Annotated in this window: 31 protein-coding genes; 21 read left to right on the top strand and 10 right to left on the bottom strand. The window is 70.9% G+C overall.

Features of this window, described 5'->3' with window-relative positions; translation table 11 throughout:
* The first annotated feature begins 155 nt into the window (after positions 1-155).
* Positions 156-911: an SDR family oxidoreductase gene (locus JXZ78_RS23545; protein WP_033037422.1), complete on the top strand. Its 756-nt coding sequence runs from the start codon at positions 156-158 to the stop codon at positions 909-911.
* 172 nt (positions 912-1,083) lie between these two features.
* On the opposite strand, the gene JXZ78_RS23540 is transcribed toward JXZ78_RS23545, so the two are convergent.
* The gene (locus tag JXZ78_RS23540) at positions 1,084-1,251 is read right to left on the bottom strand and encodes a hypothetical protein (protein ID WP_238783323.1); all 168 of its coding nucleotides are present in this window, start codon (positions 1,249-1,251) and stop codon (positions 1,084-1,086) included.
* 237 nt (positions 1,252-1,488) lie between these two features.
* Here JXZ78_RS23540 and JXZ78_RS23535 point away from each other — a divergent pair, with 237 nt between their 5' ends.
* The 6 genes from JXZ78_RS23535 (at position 1,489) to JXZ78_RS23510 (ending at position 4,754) form a co-directional block, all read left to right on the top strand.
* Positions 1,489-1,755, top strand: coding sequence for a hypothetical protein (locus tag JXZ78_RS23535; RefSeq protein WP_238783322.1), 267 nt, complete (start codon positions 1,489-1,491; stop codon positions 1,753-1,755).
* Positions 1,756-1,979: 224 nt separating this feature from the next.
* Positions 1,980-2,411: a DUF6313 family protein gene (locus tag JXZ78_RS23530; RefSeq protein ID WP_030019385.1), complete on the top strand. Its 432-nt coding sequence runs from the start codon at positions 1,980-1,982 to the stop codon at positions 2,409-2,411.
* Complete coding sequence (locus JXZ78_RS23525; protein ID WP_030019386.1) at positions 2,408-2,722, top strand: hypothetical protein; 315 nt, start codon at positions 2,408-2,410, stop codon at positions 2,720-2,722. The genes JXZ78_RS23530 and JXZ78_RS23525 overlap by 4 nt, the downstream gene beginning before the upstream one ends.
* A gap of 22 nt (positions 2,723-2,744) precedes the next feature.
* Positions 2,745-3,677 carry a pentapeptide repeat-containing protein gene (locus JXZ78_RS23520; protein ID WP_078624137.1) on the top strand — a complete coding sequence of 311 codons (933 nt, stop codon included), beginning with the start codon at positions 2,745-2,747 and terminating at the stop codon, positions 3,675-3,677.
* A 163-nt stretch (positions 3,678-3,840) separates the two neighbouring features.
* Positions 3,841-4,362, top strand: a complete 522-nt coding sequence (locus JXZ78_RS23515; protein ID WP_050502317.1) for an RNA polymerase sigma factor — start codon at positions 3,841-3,843, stop codon at positions 4,360-4,362.
* Between the two features lie 203 nt (positions 4,363-4,565).
* Positions 4,566-4,754 (top strand): helix-turn-helix domain-containing protein, encoded by a 189-nt coding sequence (locus tag JXZ78_RS23510; RefSeq protein WP_050502322.1) that lies wholly within the window; start codon positions 4,566-4,568, stop codon positions 4,752-4,754.
* 15 nt (positions 4,755-4,769) lie between these two features.
* Here the strand turns inward: JXZ78_RS23510 and JXZ78_RS23505 are convergent, their stop codons facing one another.
* A complete protein-coding gene (locus JXZ78_RS23505; protein WP_030019390.1) occupies positions 4,770-4,985 on the bottom strand; it encodes a hypothetical protein in 216 nt (71 codons plus the stop codon).
* A 170-nt stretch (positions 4,986-5,155) separates the two neighbouring features.
* Between JXZ78_RS23505 and JXZ78_RS23500 the strand changes: the two genes are divergently transcribed.
* Positions 5,156-5,446 carry a hypothetical protein gene (locus JXZ78_RS23500; RefSeq protein WP_030019391.1) on the top strand — a complete coding sequence of 97 codons (291 nt, stop codon included), beginning with the start codon at positions 5,156-5,158 and terminating at the stop codon, positions 5,444-5,446.
* A gap of 104 nt (positions 5,447-5,550) precedes the next feature.
* On the opposite strand, the gene JXZ78_RS23495 is transcribed toward JXZ78_RS23500, so the two are convergent.
* Positions 5,551-5,901 (bottom strand): hypothetical protein, encoded by a 351-nt coding sequence (locus tag JXZ78_RS23495; protein ID WP_030019392.1) that lies wholly within the window; start codon positions 5,899-5,901, stop codon positions 5,551-5,553.
* Between the two features lie 904 nt (positions 5,902-6,805).
* Between JXZ78_RS23495 and JXZ78_RS23490 the strand changes: the two genes are divergently transcribed.
* From JXZ78_RS23490 to JXZ78_RS23480, 3 genes are read left to right on the top strand one after another with little or no spacing between them, the layout of a single operon-like run.
* Positions 6,806-7,441: a hypothetical protein gene (locus JXZ78_RS23490; RefSeq protein ID WP_030019393.1), complete on the top strand. Its 636-nt coding sequence runs from the start codon at positions 6,806-6,808 to the stop codon at positions 7,439-7,441.
* A 50-nt stretch (positions 7,442-7,491) separates the two neighbouring features.
* Positions 7,492-7,746 (top strand): hypothetical protein, encoded by a 255-nt coding sequence (locus JXZ78_RS23485; protein ID WP_030019394.1) that lies wholly within the window; start codon positions 7,492-7,494, stop codon positions 7,744-7,746.
* Positions 7,747-7,751: 5 nt separating this feature from the next.
* On the top strand, positions 7,752-8,120 hold the full coding sequence (locus tag JXZ78_RS23480; protein WP_030019395.1) for a PIN domain-containing protein: 369 nt from the start codon (positions 7,752-7,754) through the stop codon (positions 8,118-8,120).
* A gap of 23 nt (positions 8,121-8,143) precedes the next feature.
* Here the strand turns inward: JXZ78_RS23480 and JXZ78_RS23475 are convergent, their stop codons facing one another.
* Complete coding sequence (locus tag JXZ78_RS23475; RefSeq protein ID WP_030019396.1) at positions 8,144-8,812, bottom strand: HNH endonuclease family protein; 669 nt, start codon at positions 8,810-8,812, stop codon at positions 8,144-8,146.
* A 234-nt stretch (positions 8,813-9,046) separates the two neighbouring features.
* On the opposite strand from JXZ78_RS23475, the gene JXZ78_RS23470 reads away from it, so the two are divergent.
* On the top strand, positions 9,047-9,742 hold the full coding sequence (locus JXZ78_RS23470; protein ID WP_033037423.1) for an HNH endonuclease family protein: 696 nt from the start codon (positions 9,047-9,049) through the stop codon (positions 9,740-9,742).
* A gap of 159 nt (positions 9,743-9,901) precedes the next feature.
* On the opposite strand, the gene JXZ78_RS23465 is transcribed toward JXZ78_RS23470, so the two are convergent.
* Complete coding sequence (locus tag JXZ78_RS23465) at positions 9,902-10,363, bottom strand: lamin tail domain-containing protein (RefSeq protein ID WP_238783321.1); 462 nt, start codon at positions 10,361-10,363, stop codon at positions 9,902-9,904.
* A 336-nt stretch (positions 10,364-10,699) separates the two neighbouring features.
* Here JXZ78_RS23465 and JXZ78_RS23460 point away from each other — a divergent pair, with 336 nt between their 5' ends.
* The 4 genes from JXZ78_RS23460 (at position 10,700) to JXZ78_RS23445 (ending at position 12,374) form a co-directional block, all read left to right on the top strand.
* A complete protein-coding gene (locus JXZ78_RS23460) occupies positions 10,700-11,143 on the top strand; it encodes a hypothetical protein (protein ID WP_157851536.1) in 444 nt (147 codons plus the stop codon).
* A complete protein-coding gene (locus JXZ78_RS23455; RefSeq protein ID WP_030019400.1) occupies positions 11,137-11,373 on the top strand; it encodes a hypothetical protein in 237 nt (78 codons plus the stop codon). The genes JXZ78_RS23460 and JXZ78_RS23455 overlap by 7 nt, the downstream gene beginning before the upstream one ends.
* A 105-nt stretch (positions 11,374-11,478) precedes the next feature.
* Positions 11,479-11,763, top strand: a complete 285-nt coding sequence (locus JXZ78_RS23450) for a hypothetical protein (RefSeq protein ID WP_030019401.1) — start codon at positions 11,479-11,481, stop codon at positions 11,761-11,763.
* 293 nt (positions 11,764-12,056) lie between these two features.
* Positions 12,057-12,374: a hypothetical protein gene (locus JXZ78_RS23445; protein ID WP_030019402.1), complete on the top strand. Its 318-nt coding sequence runs from the start codon at positions 12,057-12,059 to the stop codon at positions 12,372-12,374.
* Positions 12,375-12,503: 129 nt separating this feature from the next.
* Here JXZ78_RS23445 and JXZ78_RS23440 read toward each other — a convergent pair whose 3' ends face one another.
* Complete coding sequence (locus JXZ78_RS23440; protein WP_167745408.1) at positions 12,504-13,412, bottom strand: hypothetical protein; 909 nt, start codon at positions 13,410-13,412, stop codon at positions 12,504-12,506.
* 242 nt (positions 13,413-13,654) lie between these two features.
* Positions 13,655-16,348, bottom strand: a complete 2,694-nt coding sequence (locus JXZ78_RS23435; protein WP_030019404.1) for a hypothetical protein — start codon at positions 16,346-16,348, stop codon at positions 13,655-13,657.
* Between the two features lie 222 nt (positions 16,349-16,570).
* Here JXZ78_RS23435 and JXZ78_RS23430 point away from each other — a divergent pair, with 222 nt between their 5' ends.
* Both JXZ78_RS23430 and JXZ78_RS23425 read left to right on the top strand, forming a co-directional pair.
* Positions 16,571-17,143, top strand: a complete 573-nt coding sequence (locus JXZ78_RS23430; protein ID WP_308281060.1) for a GmrSD restriction endonuclease domain-containing protein — start codon at positions 16,571-16,573, stop codon at positions 17,141-17,143.
* A 266-nt stretch (positions 17,144-17,409) separates the two neighbouring features.
* The gene (locus JXZ78_RS23425) at positions 17,410-17,709 is read left to right on the top strand and encodes a hypothetical protein (RefSeq protein ID WP_238783320.1); all 300 of its coding nucleotides are present in this window, start codon (positions 17,410-17,412) and stop codon (positions 17,707-17,709) included.
* Here JXZ78_RS23425 and JXZ78_RS23420 read toward each other — a convergent pair.
* A complete protein-coding gene (locus tag JXZ78_RS23420; protein WP_030019406.1) occupies positions 17,685-19,508 on the bottom strand; it encodes a zeta toxin family protein in 1,824 nt (607 codons plus the stop codon). The two genes, JXZ78_RS23425 and JXZ78_RS23420, sit on opposite strands and share 25 nt — an antisense overlap.
* Before the next feature lie 254 nt (positions 19,509-19,762).
* Between JXZ78_RS23420 and JXZ78_RS23415 the strand changes: the two genes are divergently transcribed.
* Both JXZ78_RS23415 and JXZ78_RS23410 read left to right on the top strand, forming a co-directional pair.
* Positions 19,763-20,173, top strand: coding sequence for a DUF4357 domain-containing protein (locus tag JXZ78_RS23415; RefSeq protein WP_030019407.1), 411 nt, complete (start codon positions 19,763-19,765; stop codon positions 20,171-20,173).
* Between the two features lie 14 nt (positions 20,174-20,187).
* Positions 20,188-20,520 (top strand): hypothetical protein, encoded by a 333-nt coding sequence (locus JXZ78_RS23410; protein WP_050502320.1) that lies wholly within the window; start codon positions 20,188-20,190, stop codon positions 20,518-20,520.
* Between the two features lie 566 nt (positions 20,521-21,086).
* On the opposite strand, the gene JXZ78_RS23405 is transcribed toward JXZ78_RS23410, so the two are convergent.
* Together JXZ78_RS23405 and ku are read right to left on the bottom strand one after the other, a co-directional pair.
* Positions 21,087-21,758 carry an endonuclease domain-containing protein gene (locus tag JXZ78_RS23405; protein ID WP_030019409.1) on the bottom strand — a complete coding sequence of 224 codons (672 nt, stop codon included), beginning with the start codon at positions 21,756-21,758 and terminating at the stop codon, positions 21,087-21,089.
* Positions 21,759-21,799: 41 nt separating this feature from the next.
* Complete coding sequence (gene ku, locus JXZ78_RS23400) at positions 21,800-22,783, bottom strand: non-homologous end joining protein Ku (protein WP_030019410.1); 984 nt, start codon at positions 22,781-22,783, stop codon at positions 21,800-21,802.
* A 533-nt stretch (positions 22,784-23,316) separates the two neighbouring features.
* Between ku and JXZ78_RS23395 the strand changes: the two genes are divergently transcribed.
* Positions 23,317-23,514, top strand: coding sequence for a hypothetical protein (locus tag JXZ78_RS23395; RefSeq protein ID WP_030019411.1), 198 nt, complete (start codon positions 23,317-23,319; stop codon positions 23,512-23,514).
* Positions 23,515-23,534 lie beyond the last annotated feature (20 nt).

Here is a 23,534-nt window from a genome sequence, read left to right as displayed (position 1 = left end):
CGCCCCACGATGGCAGCGCACAGTCGCGGATCGGTGAAGGTCTTGGTCGGTGGCACCGCCGTTCGCCACCAGGAAGGCGGGGTGGAATAGGGCCACCCGTCGGTGCGTTGCCGGGCATTGATCACGTATATGCGCTGCACCGACAAGGAACCGCCATGAGCCAGTTGCCTCTTGATGCTGAAACCCGCCACGACGGGCGCCTCGAAGGGCGCACGGTCGTCCTGATCGGCGGTGGTACGGGCATCGGGCTGCGGGTCGCGCATCATGCGGCCGCAGCCGGCGCTCGCGTCGTCCTGGGAGGCCGCACGCCCGCGCGCCTGGCCGCCGCAGCGGAGCGGGTGGGGGACTCGGCGACCTGGCGGACCGTGGACGTCACAGACGGCGCCTCGCTCACGGCGTTCTTCGCGGAACTCGACCGCGTGGACCACCTGTTCACCTCCGCCGCCTCCTACCAGGTGGGCCCGATGCTGGAACTGAGCGACGAAGCGGCGGCAAGCCCGTTCGCCTCCAAGTTCTGGGGCCAGTACCACGCCGTGCGATGTGCCGCGCCCAAGCTGGCGGCGGATGGCTCCGTGGTACTGATGTCCGGTGCCGCAGGGGCCCGGCCCCCGGCGCCCGCACCCGCCTATGCCGCGTGCAACGCGGCGATCGAAGGACTCGGACGGGGGCTGGCCCTCGAACTCGCACCGGTGCGCGTCAACGTCGTCTCGCCCGGCACCATCGACGGCAACCTCTGGGCGCAGCGTCCGGCCGCAGACCGTGAAGGCGCCTTCGCGCAGTACCGCAGGGACACGGTCCTGCACCGGCTGGGCACCGAGGACGACATCGCCCACGCTGTGATGTTCCTGTTCACCAACGGCTTCACGACCGGTTCCACCCTCTATCCCGACGGCGGTTACACCCTGCGGTGATTCCATCCGCGGGCCGTCGGGTGTTGACCTTTGTCGTCGCGCCGCAGTCGCCACATTCGTGTCGGACAGCGTCCGGGTTTCGCACTCTTCCCCCTTCGAGCGGTCTTGGTCCGGCTGGCTCTCATCGTGGCCCCAGCGGTACCTGCGGTAGGGCGCCGCGCGTTTCGGCCACTCAGTTGACCGGCGAGCTGAGCGGCGTCGACCTCGCCCGCCAGGCCCTGGTCGCGGCCCGGGAAGCGACAAAGAAGAACAGCGCCACCCAGACGAAGAAGCCGAAGCGGCGCACCGCCGTACGCCGTGACGGCCGCGAGCCGCTCGGGCTCGGTGCGGCGATCGGCATGATGATGACCGAGCGCGGCCTGGTCGCCCCGGCCGCCGGCGGATCCCCTCCTCGCCGCCTTCGACGTCGTCCCCGCCGCCCCGGCCGTCGGCACGAAGCTGCGCTGGAGTGCCCCGAAGCTGATCGCGGGGGCCAACGGGCGGGCACCCGACGCGAACGTCCGCGCCCTGCACGTCCTGGCGCCCGCGCCCCTGAAGACCGGCCCCGCCACTACCGCGGCCGCGCCCGCCGTCCCGGGTGAACCCGGCCATCGCGAAGGCGATGGAGCGGCAGACCAAGGCGATGCGCGAGCTGTCCCGCCGAGCGTTCCCCGAGCCCGACGTCATCCCCGGCGATGCGCCGGCCTCGATCGAGCAGGCGCGCACCGAGCGCCGCCGCCAGGCCGACATCTCCCACGCCGCGGCCCTGCGCCGTGCCCGAGCGGAGCGCGCAGCGCGTGAAGCCGGAACAGCGGCCGTGGTCCCGAAGGCGGCTCCACTCCAAAGGCCCGCTGAGGCGGGTTGACCGGATCTCCTCCATGCCCGGTTCACCAGGGGCCGCCATCATCAAATGGACACTCAACCGGCTCGCTCACCCGTGCGCTCACCCGGCAGTGGCTGGTGCAGGAGTACTGCCCCGCACCGCGGATCGCCCTGGATCCCGGACGGCAGCCGGTCCGCCGCCCATGCCCGTCCCGGCGGTAGTCATTCGCCGGTTGTGGCGGGGTGCGTGGCTCTAAGGTGAGCGGGATGTCTTCTGCCCCTCCACCGCCGCACGGCGGGCCACCGCCACCCGGACGACGGCAGCGGCTGCGGGCACGGTGGGCCGACCGGCACGCGCTGCCCCGGTTCGGCTTCTGGCTGCTCACCCGCGGCATGACCGTGCTCGCGGGGTGTGCGGCGCTGTACGTGCTCAACGGGACCCTGATCGGCTGGGCGGATGCCTATGAGGTGCTGGCCGGGATGACCTCCCCTGCGGCCGTGCGGCCCCAGTGGTGCGCGTGGCCGCTGTCCCTGGCCGGCTGGGCCGCTGTCCCTGCCGTCATCGGAGGCGCGGCCGGCTACGTCATCACCGAACAGATCCAGGCGCACCACGCCCACGACCTGGAGGAGGTCCTCGGCGAACTGCGCCGCCTGACCCAGCCCCCGGATGCGCCGCCCTCCTGCGGGAGCGGCGAGTGATCACACTGCACGACCTCTACGAACAGGACGACCAGGGGGCGGTCCGGGAAGCGGTCGTGGCGTTCGGCGCACGCCACCTTCTGCGCTCCGGTGAACCGGATGCCGGTCCCGACTGGAAATGGGCGGAGCGGCACTTCACCTGCCTGATCGAAACGATCATGGGCGCGGCAGCGCCTCCCGCCCCCGGCAGCGGAAAGCCAGTGGTGCGCCGGGCCGAAAACGCGGCCGTCGGGTTCCTGCTGGCCGTCAGCAGCCAGCCGGACTACCGCTGCCCCATCTGCGTCAAGCAGCAAGGACAGGCGGCACGATGAGGCACCGGCCTACCCTGGAGACGTGGTGACGGACGACGAGCGCCAGCAGCACGAAGCCGCTCTGCGCGGACTGCTCTACCTCGCCTGCCGCAACGCGTCCGGCACCGCCATCACCGAGACCGCGCAGGCCATCGCGCAGCAGGCCCAGGCAGAGGAAGCGCCCCGCGCGCCCGTTTCCGAGGCGGTACGTCTCAATGACCGCCCAGACGGGCTCAAGCGGCCCAACCTTGCTCACGCGGACCTCGCCGGCGCACAGCTGGAGCGGGCTTTTCTGATCCGTGCGGACCTGCGCGGCGCAGATCTGAGCGGCGCGAACCTGAACCGCGCGCGGATGTCGCGTGCGGACCTGAGCGGCGCGAACCTGCGCGAGGCAGAGCTGCATCGGGCGTACCTGTCCGGCGCGAACCTCACCGGCGCTTGCCTGAGCGACGGGTACCTGAGCGAAGCGTCGATGCTCTGCGCGGACTTGACCGGCGCGGACTTGAGCGGTGCGGACCTGCGGGAGGCACGCCTGGGCGGGGCACGGCTGCAGCGCGCGCGCCTGTGCCGAGCAGTCCTGCGGGGTGCGGAGCTGAAAGGCGCGAATCTGAGCGAGGCGGACCTAAGCGCCGCAGACCTCAGTCGCGCAGACCTGCGACGCGCAGGGCTGCGCGAGACGAACCTGCGCGAGGCGAACCTCCACCGGGCGGACCTGCACAAGGCGGACCTGACCGGTGCGGATCTGACCGCAGCGGACCTAAGCGATGCGTTCCTGCTCGACGCCCGCCTGCTTGGCGCACAGCTGGATTGTGCTGTGGCCATGGCCGCTCCGAGGGGGGCCACCTGGGATGCCGGCACCCGCTGGCCCGGCTACCTTGCCGCGAGTATCGCCGAGGAGTCCGACGAGGTGGCCCCGGGCATCTACCGGGTCCGCAACGACCGGCTGCCCGACCGGACGGGCTCCGCACACAGGTAGTGATCTGGCACCCGCCCGGTGAGGTGCCGGATATCCCACAGCCGCGGCATCTCGCCCCGGCGGGACTGTGCAAGCGGCGTGACGGCCTTTCCTTTCCGTTCCACTTGCGCGGTCCCGACCTCCGCAGCTCCGCAGGGTGAGACACGGTCGGCTAGCTGCCGGGGTGGTCCTCGCACCTGGGGTCGAGCTGGCACCAGTCCAGGCGATATGGGAGCCACAGGTACGGCGCTACCTGCTGTGGCTGGAAGGAGGCCGCTCCATCATCGAGGACGCGGCCCGGAAGACGATGATCAGTGCCCACCGGCACTGGCTGCGCGTCCGGCAGCTGGAGAAGCCCAAGGCCTGGCTGTTCAAGGTCGCCGGCCAACGGCTGCACGACGCCCACGAGGCGCGTCTGCGGCAGGGCATCACCACTGCCCCGCAAGACCTGCCCGACCGGCCGGCGGCGCACCGCGACGAGTACGCCGCCCGCACGGATTCCATGGTGCTCGTCGAAGTCGTCCGCAAGCTGCCGCCCCAGCAGGCCAAGGCCGTCACGCTCTACTACTTCTACGACCTGAAATGCGCCGACATCGCTGACATCATGGAGCTGGCGACCGGCACGGTGAAGTCGGACGTGCACCATGCGTGCAGCGCGCTCGGTTCCCTGCTGGGCGAAGACGACGAGGGGGAGGAACTCCGATGAGCCTTCGTGACCGCTTCCAGGCCGCCGGTGAAGCCCTCGATGCGGCAGCGGACGAACAGGGCACCGTGCAGGAGCGCTACCTGCGCTTCCGCCGCCGTCAAGCCACACGCCACGACCTCCGGCCCGGTGAAGAAGACGGCAGGAACCAGCCCTGCGCACCGCCGCACGGAGCCAGCCAGCGTCCCCTCGACGACGTCGTATTCCTGACGGTCGCAGGAGTCGCCACCGTCATGCGTGTCTCCAAGATGACGGTGTACCGGCTGGTCCGCTCCGGCGATCTGCCGGCCATCAGGGTCGGACGGTCCTTCCGTATTCCGGAGCAGGCCGTGCACGAATACCTGCGCGAGACCTACTGCCACGTCGAGCAGCTCGGCACCACACGCCCCAGGTAGTCGGCGCGGCTCCGGTCAGGCCGGAGCGCCATCGTCACACCGCGGGCAGAACCCGCCTTCGTCCCGGCAGCGCCGCAGAGCGCGCAGGACCTCGTGGGCGAAGTCGTGCGCGTCGATCCCGCCGGTCTCCGCACCGGTGCGCGTGGCAAAGGTGGACAGACGAAACGCCTCCCGCTCAACAACGCCGGTGCGCCGGAAGACCTCGAACAAGGTGGGGTAATCCGATTCCATATGCCCTCGATAGCGCGCCCGGTCGGCTTTTCCGCGGGCGGCACGCCAGACGTACTTCCGAAGGAGCAGCGCGAAGGCCGGGCCGGCAGGAGTTGAGAGGCGGCTCTCGCTGCGGCCCTGGCCGCACCGGTTCGGTCGCGCGGGGACGTCATGACGCTGGTGGCTGGCTGGTGCCGGGCAGCCTGGTCGGCGGGCTGGTCCGGCTGCTGCTGGCGGCGCCGCTGCTCGTTGCGGTGGTTCTCCACCCGCTGGGTGAACAGCTTCAGTGCCGCGGCTTCCTCGGCGTCACCGAGTTCGCTGTACGGGCCGATACCGAGGGTGACGGCGTTGGTCTCTTCCTCGATGGCGTCGGCGGCCTGCTGGAGGAAGTAGTTACGCTCGGCCGTCGGTGGACCGTGCTGGTGACCGAGGCCGGAGCGGGCGGGGGCGGAGCCCCGGCCTCGGCGGTGCTGAGGTGCTGAAGGAAAGCGGTGAGCGGGTCACCGAAGGCGGTCAGCAAGTCGAGCAGTGGCCAGAACACGGCCTCTGCAGCCATGGCGCTGTCCGCCCTGCTGGCTTGTCGGCCTCAGCAGTGGACGTCCACCCTGATGACCGTGTTGTTGCCGTCCAGCGGCCGCTCGGTCCATGCCTCGACCCGGTCCCATGTGCCGTTGACGTAGGTGACGGTGAAGGCGTTGCCGTGGGCCTTGGCCCAGGAGTAGCGGTCGTTGATGGGGTTGTAGCCGCAGCTGTTCAGGTTCCACCACCGTCCTGCGTCCGACGCGAGGCGGATGCAGGCTTTGCCCCAGTCGCACTGCGGGGACCAGCCCTTGAGACTGGGCGAGGCACTGGCGGGGCCGCTGGCGAGAGCGACGGCGGCTCCGAAGGCGGTCGCCAGGACGGTGGCACGGGACGCTAACCGGGTGATCGACTGCATCTCGGATCCCTTTCGTGTATGGGCCATCCGTGTGGTACGAGAGTGACAGGCCGGGCAGGCGTTAGTAACCGGTCCGGGCGGGATTGGCCAGCATGTGACGGTGAACGCGCAGCGCGGTTCCGGCCATTGAGCGGTGCGCGCCAAAGACGGCAAGGCCAGGGGACCGGCAGGTGTGAGGTTCCATACATTCGGTCCGGTCGTGGGCAGCGAGCTTCGGTCAACATCACCAGTCGGCGGGTGGCTCGGGCAGGTGAACCGCGCAACACCGCTCGGCGACTGGGCACCGTCGAGCGTGGGCGGCCGAACGGCACCAATTCCGGCACGTGCGTCGGGGCAGCTGGGCGCGACGGCAAGTGACCGGGCCGCGAGTCCCAGCGTTGTCTATACATGCCACCCAACCCATACGCCGCATCCCCCGCAGTTCAGCGGGCACTGGCCGCCCTGCAGGACGGGGCGGTCCGGGCCTGCGTCGAAGTGCTGGAAGAACTCATCCGGCAGTCACCCGAGTCGCCCCTGGCGCACGTCAGCCAGCGGGTTCTCGCGGTACTGCATGATGCGTTCCAGCTGCCGTCCGCAGGCGCTGCGTCCCCTGCGGGGCCGGCTCCGGTTCAGCAGGCCGGCGAGCACCTCCCTCCTGCCACCGCCTCCCCGCCCACGGGGCGTCTCGACCATGAACAGGCATACGAATACATCCGGCGTGGGTGGGACAACGGCTGGAGCGTGCGCGCCACTGCCGCCGGCGCTACGCGCAGCTCCAGCTACGTCGGCCGCATCTACCAGCAGCTCGCCGCACCCTCGGAAGGCAGCAATCCGGCTGTCAAGCCCCCCAAACCGCGGTCAGGAACCATGCGCACCTCGGGCAGACCGTGACCGCCTTGCGCCCCTCGCCCAGAAGGGCCCCCTCGTGAGCGCCCTGCCCCGCACTGCGGTCCCGGCCGTGCTGCTGATCGACGTGGAGAACGTGATCGGCGCGAACGCCCAGCCGGCGACCGCGACCGCCCGGATGGACGCCATGCTGCGGCACACCGGCCCGTTGGACCAGACGATCGCCGCCTGTGCCCGGGGCCGCATCCGTCCCGGCGTCGCGAGCGGTCTGCAACAACGCGGTGTACGCCTGCTGCTGGTCGATGCCGGTAAGAACGCTGCCGACCGCCTGCTGCTCGTTCAGGCGCATGCCGCTGCGGCCGCCGGCACCCGGCGCTTCGTCATCGCCTCCGCCGACGCCGCCTTCGCTGCCCTGGCCCCACTCGGACGCGTGGAGATTCTGGTCTGGGAAGGGCAGCCCGTCGCCAAGACCTTGTCCAAAGCCGGCGCTGTACGACGCCTGCCGCGCATCCGGCACCTCTCCGTGCCCGGCCCCTCAGAACCCGCACTCCGGCTCGGCGCGGACACCGCACCGGCACCGCACGCGGCTGCGGCGGACACAGCCGCCGCGTCGGCCGCCCCCTCCCAGCAGCCGGTGCGCATCCCCGCTGTCCGCTGGGCAACGGCCACCGCCGCGGCGCTGTTCTGCGGCGGCTTCGCCTTCGGCCTGGCGTGACGGGTACGGGTACGTACCCGTACCCTTGAGGGATGGGAAGGAGCATGATGATGCCCGACGCCAACGTCCGGATCTCCGAAGAAGCCAAGGAACGCCTCGCCGCCATCGCGGCCAGCGAGGGACTGTCGCTGCGCGCCTACCTGGCCCGCCTGGCCGACACCCTCCTGACGCCGCAGGAGCGGGCCGAACGGGCCGAGCAGGCCCGCGCCGCGCTGCACGCCTGGACCGGCTACGCCCCGACCACGGCCGAGCAGCGGGACCTGGACACCGAGCTGGACCGGCGCCTGGCCCAGGTGAGCCGGTGAGCGAGATGCACATCGTCCTGGACGACTCGGCCATGGCCGCGGCCGGCCAGGGCAACGTCCTGGCCTCCCGGCTGATCCACCGCGCTCACGCCGAGCCCGGCTGGCACCTCTACGCCCCGGCCTGCGCACTGGTCGAAGCTGACCGGGCCCGCCCCGGCACCGCCGAGCACCTCGCGGCCCTGCCCGGGATCACCGTCCTGGACCTGGACCTCGCGGCCGCCCTGGCCGTGGCACGCCAGGACACCTGGGCCGCAGCCCACACCCAGTACGCCGCCCAGCCCACCGCAGACCGCCCTGACGGCGCGGTCGTCGCCACCACCCTGCCCGCACAGTGGGAGGGGCGGCCGGTGCGCGTCCTGGATCTCACCCCCTGAGCACGGCGGGCGGGGCGACCTCTCTACACCGGTTGGTACTCGACGGAGGTGTGGCCGCAGCCCGTGGCCAGGCGGCGCAGCGCGTCCCGCTCGGCGCGGTCGACGGTCAGTGACCACCGCAGCTTGGTGGAGACCCAGTCGGCGGCGTAGGTACAGCGGGCATCGGCCAGCGGCGGCAGCCAGGCCGACGGGTCCTGGTCCGCTTTGCTCCGGTTGGTCTTCGCGGTGACCGCGACCAACGACCGTGCGGCGTGCAGGTCGTTGGCGTACGCCTCGCGGCGCGCCGCGGTCCACTGCGAGGCTCCGGAGTCCCATGCCTCGGCCAAGGGGACCATGTGGTCGATGTCCAGGCCCTTGGGGTCTGTGAGGGTCAAGCCGTCGTAGTAGGAGAACCAGCGGCCGGAGATGACCTTGCACTTCGGTGCGATCTCGGGGCGCTCGCGGGATTCGGCGATCAGGACTTCGGCCCGGGTGTTGCAGCCGTCGTGGTCGGTGTCGACCCAGTGCTTGAAGCTGGTGCGCTGGTAGCCGGTGCGGGACTCGGCGGCGAGCGGGAGAGCTTCGATGCCGTCGTGCAGGCTCGCGTACCGGACGGGCGCGTCGGGCTCGGCGGCCTGGGCCGGGAAGGCGGCGGTCAGGGGCAGCAGGGCGAGGGCGGCGCCGGCGAAGGCGCGCGCAGTCATCTTGATCACGGACATGGTGATACCGGCGCGCCTGCCGGCTCACGGCCCGTTCGGCCCGCGACAACCTGCGTGAGTGATGTCCCAAACGCACGTCCCCTTACTGCGCGAAGTGGGCGCGGGCGGCATGCCGAAGGCGGAGCGCGGCAGTGTCCGGCAGGAGGCGGCTCAACGGCGTTCGACGCGGTGGCACCGGTGGGTAGATTCAAAGCACCTGACGTCGTTTCACCTGGTTCGGAGTCCTGCTTGCACCCCCTGCGCCGCGCTGCGGCCCTCGCCTGCCCTGTTCTGCTGCTGTCCATGGCGGCCTGCTCCGCCGATACCGCCCGGGAGGACCCCAAGCCGCCGAAGGCATCGGCCCCGGCGGCGCCGGGCGGTCTGGCCCTGGACAAGGCGGTCGACCAGCTGAAAGTCGCCCGCGAAAACCGCCGCGGGTACGCCCGCGACAAGTTCAGGCTGTGGGTCGACGCCGACCGCAACGGCTGCGACGCCCGCCAGGAGGTGCTCTTGGCAGAAGCGGTCAAGAAGCCCCGCAAGGGCGCGGGCTGCAAGCTGAGCGGCGGGCAGTGGACGTCGTACTACGACGGCAAGACCGTCAACGACCCGTCGAAGCTGGACATCGATCATGTTGTTCCTCTGGCGGAGGCGTGGGACTCCGGGGCGTCGAAGTGGAGCGCCAAGCGCCGCGAGGCCTACGCTAACGACCTGACGGCCGAGCGCGGGCTGGTGGCGGTCAGCTCCGGCCCGAACCGAGCCAAGGGCGACAAGGACCCCGCCGAGTGGCTCCCGCCCGCCAAGGCCGCCTACTGCACCTACGCCGCCGACTGGACCTCGACCAAACTCCGCTGGCATCTGACCGTCGACACCGCGGAGCGCGACGCGCTGCACAAGCTCGCCGCCGGCTGCCCGAAGACGACGGTGGCTTTCACCCCGGCTCCGTAGTCAGAGTTGCCCGCCGGGTAGGTACCCCACCCGCGTCGGCGGGCAGCCGGCCCGCCGGAACCGTTCGCGAGTTCGTGCGGCAGGCGGACAGGACGGTGCGCCGCAGCCCCTCGGCTGCGGCGCACCTGGAGTCCGGGCCGCTGAGGCGGCCTGGCGTGCTCAGCGGCGGCCCCAGCGCTTGATGTCGACGACGTGGCGGTGGTCGTTGCGCAGGGTGGCGGTGTCGCGCCGGTTGTCCCACACGTAGGAGCGGCGGTCCTGGAAGACGTCGCGCCAGGTGTCACGCCCGTGGCCGGTGTGCACGCGCACCTCCTGGCGGCCGTTCAGACGCAGGTTCTTGAAGCGGTACGTCTTGTGGGTGCGCTCGCTGGTCAGCGTCCAGTTCTTGAGGTTGACCGGGCGGAGGCTGGTGTTCTTCACGGTGACCCACTCGCCGTTGAGAGACCGGTTGGAGCCGTCGTCGCGGCCGGGGCTGTCGGCCTGCACCGCGCCGATGACGACGGGGGAGCGGTGCGGGGCGGGCAGGGTGTGCGCGCCGGTGGCGGCGGCGGGCAGCGCCGCGGTGACGGCCAGGGCGGCCGAGCCGAGCGCGACGGCCGCGAGACGGGCAGAACGAGACATGACAACCTCCTGCGGATAGCCCCGCCCGAGGCGGAGCCGGTAGGACGAGATGCCCGGAGCTGCCGGGCGGACCTCACTGTGGACCCGCCCGGCAGGCAGTGGTTGAAGATGCGACGGCCATTACAGAACCCGGACAATCGCACACCTACGCCGCGCCCGTCGTGCACGCCTCCGCGCCCACCGGACGACCACACGCCCCCGGCACACCGCCTCAGGCACGCCACTGACCTGAGTATCCGACGAGTCCGAATCTCCCGGGGTTCAACTAAAGTGGAGTTGCCGACCTGGCCGACTCCAGATGATCGATTTCCGCAGGAGGTGTCTATCCTCGACAAAGTGGCAACGATAGCCGCATTGATCGCTGTCCCCCTCATGGCGCTGATTGCTGTCATGTGGGTATTCAGGTTACTGATGCGATCCTGGGTTAGCCTACAGGTGAGCCGCTGGATCGAAGGAGCCTTCTACTCCCTGCTCGCCACGCTCGTCGTCTACGCCTGGGGCCTGTTCACCGGCTTCCCTTGGGACATCGAGGAAGCGTGCAAGCTGGACCATCAGCAGCACTGGGACCGGAATCTTGCGGGATCGGCGAGCTATTTCCCGCTCTCCAACAAGTGTAATTCCACTTTCGACCTGGTTCCCGGTTACGTCAATCCGCTAGTGATATCGGGAATCAGTATTGTAGCGATTTGCATCGGCACGGCTGCATACCAGGCACTGAAACGACGGAATCAGGTAGTGAAATGCAGTACGCAAAGGCATACTCACGACGCCGCGTGCTGACCTACGGTCTGGCGGTCGCATGGGGCGGCCTGTTGGGCGGTGACGAGACCGTGCCCAAACAGTCGCACTTCCAGATCGACGTCAAACCCGGCAACGAGAAGCTCGCCCGGGTCGCTGCCAAGTTCCGTGCCCGGGACGTACAGCCGAGCGGCGGCGCTGGGGCGATCGACGCGTTCGTTCCGGGACGGCGCCGCGCTGCTGACACTCTGGCTCGCCAGCAGGCCGCGTAGGGCCAGCCGAGCTGCTGCTGCCCGCCATTTCGACACGGACCCGAAGGTCCGGGCCGCGCCGTATCTGGCCGCACTCGCCGACAGCCAGGACGGCTGGACCTCGCCGTGGCCCCTCTGGCGGGCCACGGCGAGGTTCAGCCGCTGCACGCCGCCGCCCGGGAGGGCGAGCTCCAGGCGCACGTGCAGCCCGACGCGGTGGCCGGGCTGCTGATCAGCGCGTGGGCCGGGACGGCTGGCCACCGCACCCCCGGCACCGCGGAGCAGCAGATGCGCACCTTCCTCACCTGCTGCCTGCCCGGCATCACCACTCCGGCGGTCGCGGCCCGGCTGGAATCGGCGCCACGGCCCGCACCGCGCCCGGGCCCTGGCGCGGCCGAGCCCGCGGCCTGACCGCCTGTGCCGGAAACCGGCTACCGAGCCTCCGTCACGTCACCCGGCCCGGCCCGGCGCCGACGCCGGAGCTCACGGTCCTGTGGCGTGGTAGCACCCGCACCACCGCCTGGCACAGCGCCCAGTCCAAGCTCCCGCTCAGCGGTCCGCCTCCGGCAGAGGATGACGCGGGACCGGTGCCGGCGCGCTACGGTGCGCGATGTCCGTGGCCGGGATGGTCCCGCTTCCATCGGGGTCACCGCTTCTGGGACAATCACACGGTGCACGTACCGCCCGCCGACCCAGGGACTGACATGGCTTCCGAGGACCCCATCGCTCACACCGAGCTGGAGGCGCTCAGCCGCCGTACCGTGGCCGTCGAGGACCGGGTCGAATCCCTGCAGGTGCAGTCCGGCGGGAATTTCGCCGCGGTCATCGAGGGCCAGGCCGCGCTGCGCCGGGAGGTCCGCGAGGGCTTCACCAAGGTCAACGGCCGGTTCGACGCCCTGGAGGGCAAGGTCGACCAGCTTGCTGACGAGGTGCGCAGTCTGAACGAGAAGGTGGATCGCAACCAGGCGCGGATCGTGGAGCTGCTGACGCAGCTGGTGGGCAAGAGCCCCGACGCGAGCTGACACGCTTCCGGCCGGTGTGCCGGAGCTGCTCCGAGGCCCGGCAGGCGCCCATCACGAAGCCGATGCTGCCCTGCCGGGCCTCGCTGCTGTTCCGTCCGGTGCGCGTGTGAAGCGGCCTTCGTGCTGTCGTCAGACGAAGGCCGTCTCATTCAGTTCATCCAGCGCGTGGCGGTCGTCGGCGGTACGCCCCCATTTGCCGTTCGAGTACTGCACTTCCCTGCCTGTTGCGGGATCCCGGAAGTCGATGTTGCAGGTTCCGTGTGTGTGATCGCACAGGCAGGTGCACATCTTGTGCTCGACCCGCCAGCCGAGCCCGGTGGGACCGTCGCCGAGGAGGCGGATGAGGTCGGGGCAGGACGGGCCGTCGGTGGCCTCCAGCCGGAAGCTCCCTCCCACGGCCTGCCACGCGTCGGTGCTGTTGACCGGCCCTGGGCCGGCAGTCGCGCGGATACGGCGGAACAGGGGAGAGAAGAGCTGCTCCGGCTCGCGGGCCGAGGCCACCGTGGCGGTGTAGGCCGCCCGCTCTCCCGGTGTCCAGTCCGGCTGGTCCTGGAGCAGCTGGTAGTCCTTCTTGAGGCGGTCGGCGATGCGTTCCCACCAGCGCGGGTTGAAGCCGGTCAGGAGGATGCGGGCCGGTGTTCCGGGGCGGTAGAGGACCAGGGTGGAGCCCTCGCGGCGGTAGCGCAGCCCGGCCACGCCGCAGATCCGGTCGCGGGGATCGCCGCTGTCAGCGGCGGTTCGGGGAAGAAGGAAGTCGATCCAGCATCGGATGATGTACGGCTCGTCGAGCAGCTGGAGGGTGAGCTGGTCTTCCTCGGGCCGGACGCGCACGATGGCCAGGGGGTGCCGCGACAGGCCGCCGAGCTTGCAGACGTTGAGGAAGACCGCGGTCTCCAGCCGTGCCTGCTCCGCATGGCGGGCCGCGGGAATGGTGAGCGGCTGGTCGTGGTCGCCGAGGAGGGTGTACAGGGCCTGGTGTGACTCGCCTGTGCTGCGGCGGCGGTCTTCGGTGGCGGCCAAGGCCGGGGGGCAATTCATCGTTGCTGCTCTTCCGCGCTGAACCGGCCCCCAGCGGTCGCGCTTGCCCAAGATCTGCTGCGGTGGTCACAGGGGTGCGACTTCTGGCCGGTCCTCGGCGAGGAGCTGGGGGGCTTCTTCCATCGCGCGGCCGGGCGTCCACGGGCCCACGCAAAGCCAAGTCGAGACCCTCGGCTAAATCAAGGCGGCGCGGCGAAGGCGCTCTTAACGGGGGAGCGCCACGCCGGGCCGCCGGGCTCTTCTCAGAGGGTGTTCAGGTGCTCGCGGCGAGCGGTGACCAGGGCTTTCCAGCGGGTGCGGGCGGTCTGTGCGCCATCGAGCCACTGTGCTGACGAAGCGTCTTGTTCGGCGAGCGGGAGATCGGCCATGAAGTGCGCGATGTCCACGTAGTACGCGTAGTCGCCGCCCCGGGTCGCCTCACGCAGCCGGGCGATGTCGGCCCCCAGGGCGGTGCGGTTGTTCACGACGGCGTGGTGGAAGGCGAGGGCCAGGTCGAGGGTGGCTTCGACGAAGGCCAGCCCGGCGAGGCGGATGTCCGCCCGCAGCCGGGCAGCATGGTCGTCAAGGTCCATACGGGTGCCAGCGGCGCGCACAACCACAGCGATCTTGGTGGTGAGGGCGGTGGCCCGCAGGTCGAGGCCGGTCAGCAGCTGCTCGGCGAGATGGATTTCGTCATCGGCCCGGCTGGGGTCGGTGAAGGCCAGGACGAAAGCGCGCTGCGCCTGGGCGGTGGCCCGCTCTCCGGCCACACCATGCTCTTCAGCCTCCGTACGGGCGGCTGCGTAGGCGGCGGCCGCGCGGTCCATGTCGCCCTGAGGCCAGTGAACGTCGCCTTCGACCCGGTAGTGGCGGCCTTCCCAGCCGAGATGTTCGGCGGCGGCGAGGGCGGTGGGGAAGTCGCCGGCGAGGCGAGCGAGGTGGGCCAGGCCCCGCCGGGCGGCGGGGGCGAGGCGGCCGCCGCCGTCGGCGACGCGCTGCATGCCCGTCCGGGAAGCGGCGGTGCGGCCGAGGTCACGCTGGGCCTTGGCCAGGTAGTAAACCGCCATCTCGGCCAGGTCCGCGGGCAGCAGACCGGCGCGGATGACGGCGGACAGCCGCTCGGCGGTACGTTCGCGGTGCTCGTGCTGGCGCCGGGCGAGGGCACTGAGGGTCTCGACCAGGGCGTCGGCCGGCGTCTGCAGGGCGGTGTTGGTGCCGTTGTCCGGGGCGGGCGGGGCGAGGGGCTCCCAGACGGAGTCGGCGATGTAGCGCCAGGCCGCCTCACAGAGCCAGCCCAGGTCGAGGCGGAAGTCGCGGGCCAGGACCAGGCCCTGGCGCAGGCAGCCGACCAGCAGCAGCCGGCCCCCGGCCGTGCCCGTGGCCCACTGCTCGCCGAGCGCGGTGAAGGCCCGCTGAGCGGCCTGCTGCCAGTCGCGTGCGGTCCAGGCGTCGTCGGTCTGGTCGTCGGCGCTGCGCAGGGTGGAGCGGATCAGGGCGTGCAGGTGGAAGGGCCACAGCCCGAAGACGTCCTCGCGCACGAACGGCCTCTCACTCAGCCGAACGGCGGCGGCTTCGTGGGCCAGGCCGGCGGCGCGAGTGGCCAGCGGCACGTCGAAGGCGGCCAGCAGGCTCACCGAGCGCAGGACGTGGCGTTCATCGGGGGTCAGGTCGCGGATGGTGCGGGCGATCAGGGCGGGGAAGTCGTACTCGAAGTCCGCCGGCTCAGGAGCCCGGCCGCCGCGGCGGATCTCCAGGAACCGCATCACTGCAAGATCCAGATACAGGGGCAGGCCATGGGAACGGCGGGTGATGACCTGCCGCAGTTCGGCGCCGATCAGCGGCTCGTCGTCGCGAGTGAGGCGGCGGGCGAGGTAGTCGTCGCAGTCCTCGGGCGAGAAGTCCCCGATCAGCATCTGCCGCGTACGGCCGGCGTCTGGTGCGGTCCGGGCGTGCGGGACGGCCGCGGCCTCCAGGCCGGGCCAGGCCTGCGGGCCGGTCCAGTCGAGCTGGCCCTCCAGGGCCGCATCAGCCCACTGCAGCCGGCTGCGGCCGGTGATGACGAAGAAGGCGTTGGGCATCAGCCACACCACCCGCTGGATCAGCCGCTCCAGGTCCCGGTGCGTACGGTCCCCGGTGTCCTCGAACGTGTCCAGCAGCACGACAGGGACCACGGCCTTGTCCGCGGGCAGCTGGGCGAGCTCGTAGGCCAGCAGGTGCGGGTAGTACGACAGCGCCTCCAGGTCGGGTTCTGTCTCCAGCAGGTCGGCCAGGCGGGCGCAGCCGGCCAGGGCCCGCACGGACTGGCGGCGCTCGCGCAGGGCCCGCACCAGCGCCCCGGTCACCTGCCCGACCGCAGTGGCAACCGAGCCGGGCAGCGCAAGGGCCGCGGCGGCGTCGCCGAGCGCGGAGCGCATCTGCTGCGGCAGCGCCTTGCCGAACCGTCCGGCCAGGCCGCCGCGGCGCAGGTACTCCTCCAGTGGTTCGCCGGGGTGGTGGTGCTCCCAGTAGCGGCGCAGTGCCAGGTCGAAGGCGGGCAGCGGGCGCCCGACGCCGGCGGCCAGGGCCAGGCGCACGGTGAGCACGAGGCGTTCGAAGTCGGTGCCGGCGGAGCGGGCGAGGTCGATGCGGACGGGCAGCAGCCTGGGGTGTGCGGGCCAGGCCGGCTGGTCCCACTGTGCGGGCCGGTGGTCGTCGTCGGCGGCGGCAGCGAGGGCGGCTTCGAGCTTGCGGGACAGGGTGGTCTTGCCGATGCCGCCGACCCCGTAGAAGGTGAGCACATTGCGGCGGGGGGCTTCGAGGTCCTGGACGTCGAAGCCCGGATCCCTGATGTGGTGCAGGTGCTCGGTGAGCGCATCGGTGACCGCCTGCCACTGGGCCCCGCGGTTGGTGAACGCCTCGACCGCGGCGAGCCCGCGGTCGTTCGAGGCGAACAGCGCTTTCAGATCCCGCCCTGCCACAGCAACCCCCTCATGATCACGGACCGCCAATCTATGCCCACCGGACCTGGCGGGGACCAGTCCCGGCCACCACCGGCTACCCGGCCCAGGCTCCCCTCGCCACCGCTCGCCACGGCGGCCGAGACCGCGCGTTCGTACAGTCTCTCGCCGTCTGGTCCACGGACGGGTGACTTGACTCCCGTCCTGCGGGCACCGCACCAGCCGGGCGGATACCAAGAGGGCATGAAGCGTTTCCGGACCGCGCTGGTCCTTGTGGCGGCTCTGCCCGCGATGGCCCTGTCCCTGCCCGTCTCCCCAGCGGCGGCAGCGCCGCGGCAGACGGTCACCGCGCCCCTGTCCCGCCTGATTACTGCCCTGCCCGTCCAGGCCGAAGGCAGCCGGGAAGGCTACAGCCGCGAGCAGTTCAACCACTGGATCGACGAGGACCGTGACGGCTGCAACACCCGCAACGAGATCCTGCTGCACGAAGCCACCGCCGCCCCCGAGGTGACCGGCCGCTGCAAGATCACCAAGAACACGGGAACCTGGTGGTCCTGGTACGACGAGACCACCCAGACCACCAAGGACGACGTCGACATCGACCACATGGTGCCCCTCGGCGAGGCGTGGGACTCCGGCGCCCGTACCTGGTCCGCGGCCGAGCGCCAGGCGTACGCCAACGACCTCGACGACGAACGTTCCCTGCTGGCCGTCCACGACAGCGCCAACCAGTCCAAAGCCGACCGCGATCCGGCCGAGTGGATGCCCCCGCCGCTTCGGCCACCTGCCGCTACCTCGCCGACTGGGTCACCGTGAAGACCCGGTGGCGTCTGAGCATCGACACCGCCGAACGCGCCGCCATCAAGAAGACCGCCACCGGGTGCGGCGACCCGCGCATCACCGTCACCCATGCCCGCTAGCCGGGCGTCGCGGCCCGGGCAGACCGGATTCAGCGCCACCGGCGGTACCGCTGCCCAGGCCGTCTCCCAAGCTTGTGGGCGTTCTGAGGACGCATCTGCTGTACGGACAGGCGGGCCTTGGACAATGGCCGGGACATTCCCGCTGTTGAAGGTGATCTTCCTGTGCCCGACGAATCCGCGAACCCAGCCAGCTCTCGCCCAGCGGGCGGCGAGCCCCAGCCATCCGATGCCGGTGCGGTGCAGGACCTCGTACGCCAGGTGATCGCCCTGTACACCGAGCGGATCCTGGCCGAGCGCCGGTCCGCGGACCCGGACGAAGCCCACTTGCAGGAGCTGATGGAAGGCCAGCGGGCCTGCATCGCCGACCAGCAGCGGCTGCGGTCAGCAGACCTCGGCCCGGCCGAGGTGGAGCAGGTCGCGGCACGCTATGCGGCACTTTACGCCCGGCTGACCACCGGGTAATCCGCGGCCCGCTCGGCGCGCGGTGCGGGCAGGGGCAGCCGTACGGGCCCAATCGAGTACGGCAGCCGGGGCGGCTGCAGGTGCGCGGGCATCAGCCGCCGGGCCGCGGCCAGGATGTCGGCCAGTTCGTCCCGGTACTGCGGCAGAGCGGCCCGCAGCTCGCGGTGGACGGACAGGAAGCCGGCGGCTTCCCGCGCGGTGTAGGGCCGTTGCCGCTCCGTCGCCAGGGCCGCGGCCGCGCGCCCCGGGCCCGCCGAGGTCCCGCTCGCAGGGCGCTCGGTGCGGTAGACCGCGGTGTGGTCGCGCCGCAGGACCAGGACCGAATCCACTGCTGGGTGCCTCTCGGCGGTCCGGGCGACGTCGGTCAGGGCCGTGAAGCAGCGGTCGTGTCCGTGCCGGGAGGTGAAGCGGCCCGGCAGGCCGTGCCGGAGCGCGCGGGCGTAGCGGTGGGCGGTGCCCTGGCGGCTGTCGGCCGCGCGCACCCCCAGCAGCACGACCTCGACGCGGTAGCCGGCCTGCGCTGCCGGGATCGCGCTGCGCAGGAAGTCCTCCGGACTGCCCGGGGCCATCTCGATGACCAGATCGCCGCGACGTTGGCGTACGTAGGCCTCGGACTCGGCCATCCAGGCCCGGTAATCCGCGCGGATCGCCGCGCCCGCGCCGCGCGGGCTGTCCTGCAGCAGCTGGTGGTAGTCCGGATGCATCGCCTTGAGATCGTCGCCGGACAGCCGCACCGGAGACCGGCCCCGCAGAGCGTGCTCGACGACATTGGCGGCCTCGGTCTTGCCCGCGCCCGGCTGGCCCATCACATACACGACGACGGGCTGCTCCTGGGGAACGATGTCGCCGAGGTAGCCCGGGACGATCAGCTCGTTGAAGATCCAGTGGTGTTCGTCGTGGGACAGGCGGTGGTAGTCGACGCCCGGCGGCTCCTCGCGGATCTGGGCGATCCGGCGCATCGGCTCGGACAGGGCGAAGGCCCGCTCGATGCCCTGCGCCACCGCCAGGTGCCGCTCGCGGGAGATCCGTGCGGGGTGCACCCGCTGCTGGGCTCCGGACATCGCCTGGCGAAAGCACTGCGTCTCGCGCGCGGTCCAGGGCCGTAACCGCTCCGCGGCCACCGCCGCCACAGTCCCTTCACCACCGCGTGCCGCACCGTTCAGCTCGGTGCTGGCCAGCACTCCACGATCGCGGCGGAAGACGGTGATGCGGTCCGCCAGGCCCTCGGCCTCGATGACGCGAAGAGTGCCCAGCAGGGCGCGGCTGCACAGGTCGTGGTTGCCGAAGGACACATACCGTCCCGCGCCGGCGGCTTCGACCTGGCCCAGGTAGCGCTCCAGCACGCTGAGCTGACTGACCGCCTCCGGCACGGCCAGCACCGCGACCTCGATGCGGTGCCCCGCCGCCCGGTAGGCCGCGGCCGCGGCACGAAAGCTGTCCGCATCGGCCAGCGCGGTTTCCACCACGGCGTCCAGCCGGTGGCGCCGTACGTAGGCCTCCACGCCTTCCTGCCAGCGGCGGGTGTCCGTACGCACCGCGACCCCAGCCCGCCGGTCGTCGGCGGCCAGCAGCGCCGCATAGGCCGGATGCAGCGGCTTGTACAGGTCACTGCCGATGCGCACCGCGCCACCGCGCCGGGCCAGCACCTCGTGCACCAGATCGGCGACGGCGGACTTGCCGGCCCCCGGCGGACCGGCGACGAAGACCACTACGGGCCGTTCCTGGACGACGGCGCCTTTCGTGTACACCGGCAGGATGACGGTCGAGAGGATGCCTTGGTGCTCCACTTCCGTCAGCACGGCTGGCACCGCATCCAGTTCACGCAACGACCTCTCCCACGCCTTATTTCCCCTTCGATTCTCATCGACGCAGGAGAACTTATCGCATGCCCCTCACGAGCGCCCCACGGGTCCCCAGTTCGCCGCTCCCTCGCCGACAAAAGGCAGGGCCGAACTCTGCTGAACCGCTGTCCAGGAAAGTCGTACTAAGGTCTGGGGGCGCGGCATCGACTCGACCCGCCTGACCGCGCTCCGCCCACCGGGAGGACAGCCCTGTGCCCACCCTCAGCATTCACTTCGACTCGTCTGTGCTCGCCCACCTGGCCAAGGCCACCGGCGACGAAACCGTGCATGTCACCCTCACCCTCGGCACCAACGAGGAGACGGGCGCGGCTGTCCCCGCCGTTCCGCGCGGACCACTGGCCGGACTGATGAAGGCACAGCTCCTTACGGCCGGCGCAGTCCTTACCTTCCGCCAGCGCCGCGCCGGCCGCACCGGACGCGCGGTCGTGACCCCCGACGGTGAACTCATCGTGGACGGCAAGCCCACCCCCTTCGCCTCCCCCTCGAAGGCCGCCGAAGCCGTCACCGGCAATGTCATCAACGGCTGGACCCTCTGGCACCTGGAGGACGGCCGCACCCTGGACGACCTGCGGCAGGAACTCGCCCGCCGCACCGATAAGTAGGAGCTACGCGACACATGCCGGTCCGACAGGCAGTGCAGGAGCTGGTCAACGTCAAACTCCCGACCGAGGACCATGCGCTGGAAGACATCGAAAGAGCAGAGCGTCTCCTCGAAGGCATCACCGCTCCGGTCTCCGATGAGGAGGCGCAGCAACTGGCCATAGCCTTCGGGCCCGACAGTTGCTACGGCCTGGCCTGGAGCCTGCTTCACCTGATCGAAACAGCCCCGGGGGCCTCGACAGCGACCTACCAGCAGGACGCGGAGAACTGGTGGGTGCAGCGCCTGAATACCCGCGTACAGGTCACCCGGGACCTCCAGCAGCGCTCTGCCGGACCGTCCAGCGGGTGAAGGCAGGCACGGAGGCGAGGCGCGGGCACTGCTGGACGGGCGGTGAGGCGGCACGCTCCGATGCCCATCTGTTTTCGTCCGGCCTCGCATGTCACGCCCCGGTCGGCTCCCGGTTGTGAGAGTTCATGCAGACCTTGATCCGAGGCATGTGGCCACCTCACCGAGACGGTGATGTCCTACGGCCGTGTCGGCGGTGCACCGCTGCGGGATCTCGACCCGCTCTTCGTACCCGGGAGGCTGCACATGCCGCAGAGTGCCGGCCGTCCTGCGCTGACATCGGGGTTTGCCTGGTTTCGTCCTGCCCAAGGAGCGCTCCTCACCGAGATAGGCACCACACCAGCCTCGTTGCGACATGGGCTTCAACGCACTCTGCGCCCGAACGACGCGGAAACCTGCCCCGATTCCCGCGTTCGGCCCACCAAAGGCGGCAAATGGTCAGGTATGCCTCCCGGCGAACGGGCCCTTCGGGGACGAGTGGCTGTACCGGCCGTGGCCTTGTCCGAGCAGCAGGCCGGGCCCACACACGGTGTCCAGCGCACTCGGAACGGCGGCGCTGAGACCGGTACTCACCGGCACGGACCGACGTCCGTCGGGCCGTCCTGCCCAGTTTCCGGGGCAGCGGCCTCGGCTCGGCGTAGCTCCCTGCTGTACTCCATGGCGCCGGGCGTGTGGTGGATGTAGTCCAGGCCCCGCGGAAAGGGTGAGTTGACGCCGTCGTCCGGCTCCAGGGTGAGCACGATGTACAGGTGGGGCGGCACTCTGGCCGGGTCCTGCAGCCGGTGCAGCACTTTCTGCGCCTCCGCCTCATCGAGGAGCGGGCCGGTCTTGGTCCAGGTGGTCCGGCGGGTCATCCCCTCGGCGGTGACCTCGGTCCAGTAGACGTAGCGCTGGGCGAGCTGGACGTGTACGGCGGCGAAGCGGTTGCGGTACTCGTCCTCGGTGAGACCGAGGTAGGCCAGGTCATCCGTGAACCGGGCGAGGTTCACGCGGCCGGTTCGGGCATACCCGCGGTGCAGGTCTCCGGCCAGCGTCTGAAAGAGGCGCGGGGGGATCATCAGCGCCCTTTCCAGGGAGCTGACCCGGCAGTTGCACCGGTGGCACAGGGCATCGCGCACCAGGTCGGTCGGGTGCTCATGGTCGATGTCGTTCGTGATGCCCCCGCAGATCGGGCAGGTGGGGTGGGCCAGGAGGTACGCCTTCTTGGCTGCGCTCGACATGGTGCTGTAGTGCAGGGTCATCTGCGTTGCTCCGGCTCGGCGGATCGCTCCCGGTACGGCAGTCAGCCAGCGCGGCGGCCGCCGGTCGCCTTCTTCTTCGCCGCGGTCTTCTTCGCCGGCGCCTTGGCGGTGGTCTTCTTGCCGCCGGTCTCCTTCGGCGCGCGGACGCTCTTGCCGGCGGAGGAGCGCTTGCTGGCTCCGGCGACCTTGTCCTCGATGGCGCGCAGCGGCGTCACCGACGCGTCCGTACCGTCGGCATCTTCGCCGCGGGTGCTCCTGGCGGCGCGGACGCTGTCCTCCAGGGCGGCCATCAGGTCCAGAACCTGCCCGCGCGGCTGGGGCGCTTCGCCGGGGGCTTCGATGTCGCGGTCCTCCAGTTTGGCCGCCACGATCTCCTCGATGCGCTCGCGGTAGTGGTCGCGCAGGTCCTCCTCGTCCAGCGGGCCGTAGCTGGCCATCAGCTCCTCGGCCGCGGCGAGCTCGTCCTCGCTGATGTCCACCGGCCGGTCGGGGACCACACCGGCGGGGGTGCGAACCTGGTCGGGCCAGCGCAGCGCATGCAGCACCAGCACATCCCCCATCGGCCGCACCAGCGCCAGGGTCTCCTTGCTGCGCAGGGCGATCTTGCCGATGGCGACCGAGCCGTGGTCCTCCATGGCCTCGCGCAGCAGGACGTACGGCTTGTTGGCAGCCGGACCGGTGGGGGCGACGTAGTAGCCGCGCTCGATCTGCAGCGGGTCGACGTCGCCGGCCGGGACGAAGGCGAGGATCGTGAGGGTCTTGGCGGTCGGCAGCGGAAGCTGGGCCAGGTCGTCGTCGGTGAGCGGGACGATGCGTTCGCCGGTCACGTAGCCGCGGCCGATCTCCTCGGCCGGCACCTCGGTCTCCTCCACGGAGCACACGGCCTGGTTGCGTACGCGTCCGCCGTCGGCCTTGTGCACGCGGACGAAGGAGACGGACGGCCCGCTGTCGGTGGCGGCGTGCAGGGAGATCGGCACGGTGACCAGACCGAAGCTCAAGGCTCCCTGCCAGAGCGAGTGCGGCATAGCTGACCTGCCCTTTCCCGGGGCTTTCAGCGTAGAGCGGTGGCTGGCCTGGAGCATCTGCGAGCAGGAGAGCACCCGCTTGTCGATGCGTAGGCGTGCGGGCAGCGTCCCGGCTGCCGGAGAACCCTCGGTGAAGCCGTGTCCGCCGCCTGTGAGGGTCGTTGAAGCTGACACCACGTGGCTGTGAAGACCAGGCGCGGGCGTGGGGCCGGCTGCGGAACCGGAGATGCGGTGGTGACCGCCTGGGAGTGTTCGGCACCTGGTTCTGGCGGTATTTGATCGTACTGGTGGGTCGTGTGCGGGGTTTTCCGCCGTGGCCAGATACACCCTGGAAATAACGCACGGTAGCGGTGGCGGTCCGGCCTGTCACCGGCGTAGCGTCCTGTCGCGTCACGAAACCCCCGGGCGGCGGCCAACCAGCCCCGGGGGCCTCGTTCATCATTCTGTGAAGATCAAGGAGCTCTGGATCCGTGCACCCTGACCCTTGTGCGAACCGGCCCGGTGCGAGCCGGCCCGACAGGCGTGAAGCTAGCATGCCGCGGCCCGGCGGCCGCGAAACGTCTGTCTGGGAAGTCACCGTCACCACCACGGCCCTCGTCGGCACGCTGATCGTGTTCCTGATGCTGACCGGCGCGGCACCGACGTCACTGCCCCTGCTGTGGGCCCTTACCGCCACGGCGGCGGACAGAGGCGGTATTCGCCTGCGCTACCTGCGCATTCGCGTGCTCTGACGCTGCCTGCTGTTCGCCAC

The sequence above is a fragment of the Streptomyces monomycini genome (genome assembly GCF_022271435.1).
Lineage (GTDB): Bacteria > Actinomycetota > Actinomycetes > Streptomycetales > Streptomycetaceae > Streptomyces > Streptomyces monomycini.
This window is presented reverse-complemented; position numbering and strand designations above follow the sequence as displayed.

Coding starts and splice junctions, on each gene's coding strand:
- JXZ78_RS23495 (WP_030019392.1), bottom strand. CDS start 5,901: ATGCAGTCGATCACCCGGTTAGCGTCCCGTGCCACCGTCCTGGCGACC.
- JXZ78_RS23540 (WP_238783323.1), bottom strand. CDS start 1,251: ATGCCGATCGCCGCACCGAGCCCGAGCGGCTCGCGGCCGTCACGGCGT.
- JXZ78_RS23440 (WP_167745408.1), bottom strand. CDS start 13,412: ATGAATTGCCCCCCGGCCTTGGCCGCCACCGAAGACCGCCGCCGCAGC.
- JXZ78_RS23410 (WP_050502320.1), top strand. CDS start 20,188: ATGCCGGTCCGACAGGCAGTGCAGGAGCTGGTCAACGTCAAACTCCCG.
- ku (WP_030019410.1), bottom strand. CDS start 22,783: ATGCCGCACTCGCTCTGGCAGGGAGCCTTGAGCTTCGGTCTGGTCACC.
- JXZ78_RS23480 (WP_030019395.1), top strand. CDS start 7,752: ATGCACATCGTCCTGGACGACTCGGCCATGGCCGCGGCCGGCCAGGGC.
- JXZ78_RS23505 (WP_030019390.1), bottom strand. CDS start 4,985: ATGGAATCGGATTACCCCACCTTGTTCGAGGTCTTCCGGCGCACCGGC.
- JXZ78_RS23465 (WP_238783321.1), bottom strand. CDS start 10,363: ATGTCTCGTTCTGCCCGTCTCGCGGCCGTCGCGCTCGGCTCGGCCGCC.
- JXZ78_RS23430 (WP_308281060.1), top strand. CDS start 16,571: ATGAAGCGTTTCCGGACCGCGCTGGTCCTTGTGGCGGCTCTGCCCGCG.
- JXZ78_RS23545 (WP_033037422.1), top strand. CDS start 156: ATGAGCCAGTTGCCTCTTGATGCTGAAACCCGCCACGACGGGCGCCTC.
- JXZ78_RS23485 (WP_030019394.1), top strand. CDS start 7,492: ATGCCCGACGCCAACGTCCGGATCTCCGAAGAAGCCAAGGAACGCCTC.
- JXZ78_RS23530 (WP_030019385.1), top strand. CDS start 1,980: ATGTCTTCTGCCCCTCCACCGCCGCACGGCGGGCCACCGCCACCCGGA.
- JXZ78_RS23405 (WP_030019409.1), bottom strand. CDS start 21,758: ATGACCCTGCACTACAGCACCATGTCGAGCGCAGCCAAGAAGGCGTAC.
- JXZ78_RS23395 (WP_030019411.1), top strand. CDS start 23,317: ATGCCGCGGCCCGGCGGCCGCGAAACGTCTGTCTGGGAAGTCACCGTC.
- JXZ78_RS23445 (WP_030019402.1), top strand. CDS start 12,057: ATGGCTTCCGAGGACCCCATCGCTCACACCGAGCTGGAGGCGCTCAGC.